This window comes from Staphylococcus coagulans (assembly GCF_002901995.1).
Lineage (GTDB): Bacteria > Bacillota > Bacilli > Staphylococcales > Staphylococcaceae > Staphylococcus > Staphylococcus coagulans.
The window spans coordinates 39,665-46,231 of the sequence record NZ_PPQN01000033.1; the positions used below are offsets into that span (position 1 = coordinate 39,665).

Annotated in this window: 8 protein-coding genes; 3 read left to right on the top strand and 5 right to left on the bottom strand. The window is 35.8% G+C overall.

Going from position 1 to position 6,567, the window contains the following annotated elements; genetic code table 11:
- Nucleotides 1–147: 147 nt before the first annotated feature.
- Entirely contained in the window at nt 148–678 is a 531-nt protein-coding gene (locus CD118_RS07860; protein WP_060829245.1) for a TQO small subunit DoxD, read from the top strand.
- A gap of 114 nt (nt 679–792) precedes the next feature.
- Here the strand turns inward: CD118_RS07860 and CD118_RS07865 are convergent, their stop codons facing one another.
- Nucleotides 793–1,575 carry an alpha/beta hydrolase gene (locus CD118_RS07865; protein WP_103356533.1) on the bottom strand — a complete coding sequence of 261 codons (783 nt, stop codon included), beginning with the start codon at nt 1,573–1,575 and terminating at the stop codon, nt 793–795.
- 182 nt (nt 1,576–1,757) lie between these two features.
- Between CD118_RS07865 and CD118_RS07870 the strand changes: the two genes are divergently transcribed.
- Entirely contained in the window at nt 1,758–2,618 is an 861-nt protein-coding gene (locus CD118_RS07870; RefSeq protein ID WP_060829244.1) for an oxidoreductase, read from the top strand.
- A 58-nt stretch (nt 2,619–2,676) separates the two neighbouring features.
- Here CD118_RS07870 and CD118_RS07875 read toward each other — a convergent pair whose 3' ends face one another.
- Nucleotides 2,677–3,615: a ketopantoate reductase family protein gene (locus CD118_RS07875; protein ID WP_103356534.1), complete on the bottom strand. Its 939-nt coding sequence runs from the start codon at nt 3,613–3,615 to the stop codon at nt 2,677–2,679.
- A 32-nt stretch (nt 3,616–3,647) separates the two neighbouring features.
- Nucleotides 3,648–4,706, bottom strand: a complete 1,059-nt coding sequence (locus CD118_RS07880; RefSeq protein ID WP_050329735.1) for a PTS sugar transporter subunit IIC — start codon at nt 4,704–4,706, stop codon at nt 3,648–3,650.
- 272 nt (nt 4,707–4,978) lie between these two features.
- Between CD118_RS07880 and CD118_RS07885 the strand changes: the two genes are divergently transcribed.
- Nucleotides 4,979–5,257 carry a GNAT family N-acetyltransferase gene (locus CD118_RS07885; protein ID WP_103356535.1) on the top strand — a complete coding sequence of 93 codons (279 nt, stop codon included), beginning with the start codon at nt 4,979–4,981 and terminating at the stop codon, nt 5,255–5,257.
- Between the two features lie 136 nt (nt 5,258–5,393).
- Here the strand turns inward: CD118_RS07885 and CD118_RS07890 are convergent, their stop codons facing one another.
- Both CD118_RS07890 and CD118_RS12215 read right to left on the bottom strand, forming a co-directional pair.
- A complete protein-coding gene (locus CD118_RS07890) occupies nt 5,394–6,305 on the bottom strand; it encodes a DUF5996 family protein (protein WP_060829239.1) in 912 nt (303 codons plus the stop codon).
- A 164-nt stretch (nt 6,306–6,469) separates the two neighbouring features.
- The coding region (locus CD118_RS12215; protein ID WP_228446447.1) for a hypothetical protein at nt 6,470–6,567 on the bottom strand (98 nt) is incomplete at its 5' end.

Genomic DNA, 6,567 nt, shown 5'->3' on the forward strand with positions numbered 1-6,567 from the left:
TTAAATTTAGTTTTTGACTGATTTGTGAACAAATCTATTTTAATGTTGTGATTTGATTCACAACTGAGTATAATTAAATCAAACACGAGATATATTTATTATACTAAAATCGCTTAGTATCTCTATATCTATTGGGAGGTTTTTATTATGATTAAATGGCTACAAGAAAGTAAAATTGCGAGTGTAATTTTGTTATTACTTCGTTTATATTTAGGAATTAGCTGGTTCAAAGCGGGGATTGGAAAATTGTTAGGTGGCGGTTTTAATGCAGGCGGCTTTTTACAAAATGCAGTACAGCATCCTGTTATGTCTGAAGCAGGTGTTCAATACCCGATTTATACATGGTTTCTTAAAACGATTGTCTTACCTATGACACCTTTAGTTAATGTACTCATCCCACTATTAGAAGTCATTGTAGGCTTATTATTAATCTTAGGTTTATTCACTTCAGTGGGTGTATTTGTTGGTTTAATCCTCAATTTCATGTTTTTATTCGCAGGTACTGTTTCAGTTAACCCACTTTACATCTTAATTAGTATTTTTATTTTCATGGGTGGCTATAATAGTGGCAAAATTGGGTTAGACTACTTTATTAAATCCATTTTAAGCATGAAGTTTTTCAGATTCTTTAACTATTATCCTGAAAGTCATCAGAACCATACAAAATCACTTCAATAATCTTATAAATTCATATGCATCATAAACAAGCATCAATGTGATGCATCCCTTCACATCGAAATAAAGCACCTCAAAAAATCATTTGTAAATGGTCATTTGAGGTGCTTTATTTTGTTATGCCATCTCACGTGTATGATGGTCTTTCATAAAAGTTTCTATCACAGTTTGAACGGCCTTATCCCAATAAGCATAATTATGTCGACCTCTACCATCTTTAAAGTTACAACGGATACCATTTTGTTGTAAATAATGCACAAAGTCAACGTTACTCTGATAAAGAAAATCTTCTGTGCCACACATCATTAAAAACTCAGGGATTTGTTTTTGTTTATTAACCGCTTCGTCTACCAAATAGTAAGGATCAAAAGGTGTCCCCACAACTTCTGTGACTTCACCAGCAATCGCTTTAGGCTTGAAATCAGGGAAAGTGTAATGGGCAAGTGTTTTCACATCGACAGCAGCAGAGAGTGGTGCGGCTTTCGCAAATCTTTCACCTGCCGTCAAAGCGAATTTAATCGTACCATAACCGCCCATTGAATGACCTGCTATAAAATTATCTTCTCGTGCTTTTGATAAAGGTAAAATTTGGTGCACGTAATCCCAAACTTCTAGAATATAATCATAGTAACTATGTCCGTAGACCATGTTAGTGTAAAAACTGTGGTCTGCATTGGGCATAATCACCGCAAGTTGATGCATATTGGCATAGCGTTCAATACTTGTAAAGCGTGTGTAAGCAGTGTGATCACTCGATAACCCATGCAATAGTAATAATGACGGGAATAGTTTAGGTTGTGCATTGGGTTGAACATAGCTTCTGTCATCAGGTAAAATGACCGTTAAAGATTGATGCATCCCAATCGTTTCAGATAGATAGTTGATTTCTAATCGTGCCAAAATACTCACTCCTTTATGACTCATTACGCTTTTTATCTTACGTCTTTCTTATTTTAAATGTCCACAGATTTGAAAGCTTTCAACTTTACAAATAAATATAAAGATAATACATTAAATTTGTAATAACCCTAATAGTAATAAAAAAATTAACGCATGTATTAAACAGAAAAGGTTGAGTGATTATGACAAAAATAGCGATTATCGGCCCAGGTGCGGTGGGTACAGCCATTGCATCCGCCCTTGACACACAAGATGTCACATTATTCGGTAGACAAAATAAAACTGTCACTTACGTAGACGAAGCAGTATCTGAAACGAAACAAGTCAACGTTCATGCCCTTAAAGAAGCCACTGATGTTTATGATGTTGTTTTTATCGCAGTGAAAACACATCAAATAGATACCATTTTAGATGATCTTAAAAATATCACGCATCCCGAATCACGCGTTATTCTCGCGCAAAACGGCAGTGGTTTACTTCCAAAATTAGAAGCGTACCATGCTTATCAAGCCGTCGTTTATATTAGCGGTGCTAAACAAGACAATGTTGTTAGACACTTTAAAGATTATAAAATTCATTTGCGCCGTGACGCTTTTACAGAGCAGTTAGCAGAAAAGATTCAAGATTCACAGTTATCTCTTATCTTAGAAGATGATATTGATAAAGCCATTTGGTTTAAACTCATCTTCAATCTTGGAATGAATACGTTAACCGCTTTAGGTCGCGATACAGCACGCTTATTAAAAGACCCACGTATGGAACAATTATGTCGTAATCTTTTAAATGAAGGCTTACAAGTCGCAAATGCAGCCGGCGTTATATACGAAGAGTCATTTATCGATGATGTGATGGCAGCTTATCAAATCTTTAATGATGACACAGCTACAAGTATGTATTACGACACAATGAGCGAACAACCCATTGAAGTAGAAACCATTCAAGGCTTTATCTATCGTGAAGGTCAAAAATATGGCCTCCACATCCCTTATATTGAAACAACATATACCTTATTAGCGCATCAAAATGAAACAAGATTAAGATAAAAGAAAAGGGGATGAGCAGCAATACAACTGCTCAATCCCTCTTTTTGTGATAAAACACTTATGCTTGGCTATGTTTCATTTCCAATTGATGAATTTGATGTGTCAACATTGTATTGACGGGCGTAGGAATTTGAAGTGCCTCTCCGTATTTTGCAATTTGACCATTTAAATAATCTATTTCTGTCAGACGACCATTTTTATAGTCTTGATGCATAGATGGATAATGCAAGCCTTGCTTCTCTTTTGGATAAGCCCCTTCAATTTTTTGAATTAATGCTGTTTTGTCTAATTCTACTCCTCTTGCTTTAGTGACAGCCACAATTTCATCGATAATCGGCACAATCATGTTCCGTGATTGATCATAGCTTCCGAAGTCATAAATGGTTTTATCTAAAATTGTACATAATGGGTTTAACACACTATTTAAAGTGGCTTTTGACCATATCGCTTCAAAGACATTGGCATTTACGTGAGGGTGTAAGCCAGCCTCATCCAATGCTTTGAAAATGATTTCTGTTTGCTCATCTGAATCTCCACTTGCACGATAAAATTCAATAGCGCCTTCACCTTCTAATAATAATTGCCCCGGTCCACGTAATCCGGCTGTCCACATTGTCACTGCTAAATAGATTTGTGACATCGGTACAAATTTTGATAAACGCTCATCGTGACCTAAACCATTCATCATACTTAAGATGGCTGTTTTTTCATGAATAGCTCCTGCTTCTTTCAAACGTGTTAACATTTCTTCTGATTGCATTGCTTTCGTTAAAATAATGATTAAATCATAAGTTTCTGACACTTCTTTTGATAAAACAGCTGGGATTTCAACTGTATAAGTTTTCGTCTCTGTTGTTACTTCCATACCTTTTTCGTTAATACGTTGGACATGTGCTTCCCAATTATCAATCAATGTTACATCATAGCCGGCTTCTTTAAGTGAAACCCCTATTCTTCCGCCCATAGCACCTGCGCCTGCAATTGCAATTTTATACATAAACCTTCACTCCCATATGATATTGATTCCTTTTATGCTTCAGTGTCGAATGTAAAAATAGTGGCGTCGTATAATTTTAAAACTTTCATAAAGAGATAGTGGAAAAACAAAGCTGAAACGAAAGGTACAATGACGTAACAAACTAAAACAATAAGTAAGCTACTCAACATACTTGTATCCAATAAAGCAATGGTTTTAATTGGCCCAATCAATCCTACTAAACCAAATCCTGCCGATTCTGGTACACCTTGAATATTGAAAAGGCTACTCACAAAACCTGAAACAGCTGCTGTACATACCACAGGCAACAACAACATTGGATATCGAATCATATTCGGCATCATCATCTTCATCGCACCTAATAAAATGGCAATAGGTACACCCACTTTATTCACTTTCCAAGTACCAATAGCGAGCATAATCGCACTCGCTGCAACCCCAATTGCGGCTGAACCTGCTGCTAACCCTGAGATGCCAATCGCAATCCCAATTGCTACTGTGGAAACAGGTGAAATGATAATAATTGAAAATAATACCGCTATAATGATAGACATGATGATAGGTTGCGTGTTTGTCACACTATTGACTATCTCACCTATTCCTAAAGTAATCCACTTTGTATAAGGTAAAAGTAACAACCCGATTAAACCAGCAATACCTCCAGCAATAATTGGTAAGAGGATAATATTCAAACTTCCAAGTCTGTCTTTGATGATGAGAATAATACCTACGGCGATGGCGGCGGTAATCATCGTGTTGATTAAATCACCAATCCCAACCAATACCCATTTATTCTCTGAAAATTCAGCTGCTCCAGAGCCTACAAATGCAGCTGTACCAGTAACGACTGTTTGCATTGGATTAAAACCAAACTGTAAAGCGATTAAAACCCCTGTAATAATTGGAATTGTAAATTGTATACCTTGTACCACATAAAGTAACGTAGAAAAGAAATCGTGGTATTGACTTAAATAGCTAAATAATCCACCTAAAATTGCATTGGGTATCAAACCAACGACTATTGCTAAGGCCACTCCATTTAATACATTGAATAGAAATTTCTTTGGCGTAAGTTTTTGTGTCTCTTCCATCACTGTTCTCCCTTTTTCCTCTATTTGTGAACACGCTCACATTCTTTACCCAACTCCATTATAATTGAACACTCACATAAGTCAATAGGGTTGACTATTTTTTAATATCTTTCTTATGTTTTACTTTTACACATCCCCTTGGATGTATCGTTGTATAACCTAATAACAACATCCAATTGATGACTGTCTTACACTTGCATTCTTAATTGCGTGCATACTTCATATAATTTGTGGTATATAAAGTATATAACAAAAGAAAAGGTGATGATTGTATGGCAGAAATTAAACATGGAGATAATAAGTTCTATGTAGGTGAAGACGAAAACCATTTGCAAGCTTTAATGACCTATGTCCCTGTTGGGAACAGTCGTATCATCATCGATCATACTGAAGTCGGTGACGAATTAAAAGGTCAAGGTGTAGGCAAACAATTAGTTCAAGCAGCCGTTGATTACGCACGTGAAAGCAATATTAAAATTCATGCTACTTGTCCATTCGCTAAAAGTGTTTTAGAAAAAACAACCGAATATCATGACGTCTTTGAAAAATAAAACACAGTCACAGTTGGCATTGTTAAAAGTGTCATCTGAAAATTTTTGGAACACAATAAACCCGTCCTTGCATTCAATAAAATGCATGAGACGGGTTTATTTGTGACTTTGCGCTTGATTTGTTGATTATTGTCGTTTAATAAGGTTGTTGTTGGATTTGATTATTTTGCATTTTTAATGGGATTTCATAGTATTGGCAGTTTTCCCATGATAAATAATCTTTGAAAATGTGGAAACCTTGATTAAAAAATTGATTCAATAATTTTAATGTTTCTTGTGATACTTCAGGCAATTCATAAATCAGCTCAGTAAGCGTTTGATCAAAGTAAGCATCTTCAATTAAAGGTTGGTCGAACTTGAAGTTAGCGTCTACAAATGGGTAAGGTAAGACGAAGAATGTCGGACCTTCAAAACGATCGTCACCAAACCAAAAACCAAATTCTATAAAGTGTTCATCAAAAGCAGCATATTCAATGACTTGAGACGGTTTGAATGTTTCATGTATCGCGTTATAGTTAATAATTGATGAAATATCAAATGTACCCCAGAAAAGCCCGGGTTTAACTTTGCGTGCACGGAAAGGTGCCACAAAAAAGGATAACGCGCGTGTTGCGAATTTCATTAGATTTAATGCTTGTTTGCTCTTCTCAGGATCATAGTGACAGTGATGTGCATCTTGATTGAAAGGCGTTTGATCTTCGACTTCTTGTGGGGTTTGATTGATTTTTACATCAATTTCAAATTTTTGAAGTAACTGATGAATGCCTTCATAGTACTGTTGAATACTTGTCCCATTTTCTAAAGGGATGCTATCTCTTCCTTGATCTGTTTCAACAATAATGCGATGTTGTACTAAATCGACTTGGATATTATACGTATGTGCACCATAGAATAAAATACCTGTCGAAAAACCACTCGGGGTAATATCTAAAACTACATGTGCCCATTGCGGCTCTTGGAATGCGCTCGCGAGCTTATGTTTACCTAATATTTGAGCCAATCGATGCAATGTTTCTTTTTCTTCTTTCCAATCTGCAAGTTTTAACACATTATCGCCTCCGTAAATTGTTATTTGGGTCGTGCCGCTTACTTTTATTATATAAAATTTCCTACCTTTTTAATAACAATTGTCATTCAACTGGTTTTTATGTCCATTTAACAACATTAAAATGCGCGTCAAACCCTACTTTCATCGTTTGACACGCATCATTATTATTGTAATTTTTGAAGATAACTGCGACCAAATTCTGGAAGCGGTACACCAAAGTTATCTGCAATGGTTGCCCCAATTGAACTAAACGTTGTATCCG

What these genes read in the sequence shown, in the direction of transcription:
- CD118_RS07860 (WP_060829245.1), top strand. Translation starts at nt 148, where the DNA reads ATGATTAAATGGCTACAAGAAAGTAAAATTGCGAGTGTAATTTTGTTA.
- CD118_RS07870 (WP_060829244.1), top strand. Translation starts at nt 1,758, where the DNA reads ATGACAAAAATAGCGATTATCGGCCCAGGTGCGGTGGGTACAGCCATT.
- CD118_RS07875 (WP_103356534.1), bottom strand. Translation starts at nt 3,615, where the DNA reads ATGTATAAAATTGCAATTGCAGGCGCAGGTGCTATGGGCGGAAGAATA.
- CD118_RS07880 (WP_050329735.1), bottom strand. Translation starts at nt 4,706, where the DNA reads ATGGAAGAGACACAAAAACTTACGCCAAAGAAATTTCTATTCAATGTA.
- CD118_RS07885 (WP_103356535.1), top strand. Translation starts at nt 4,979, where the DNA reads ATGGCAGAAATTAAACATGGAGATAATAAGTTCTATGTAGGTGAAGAC.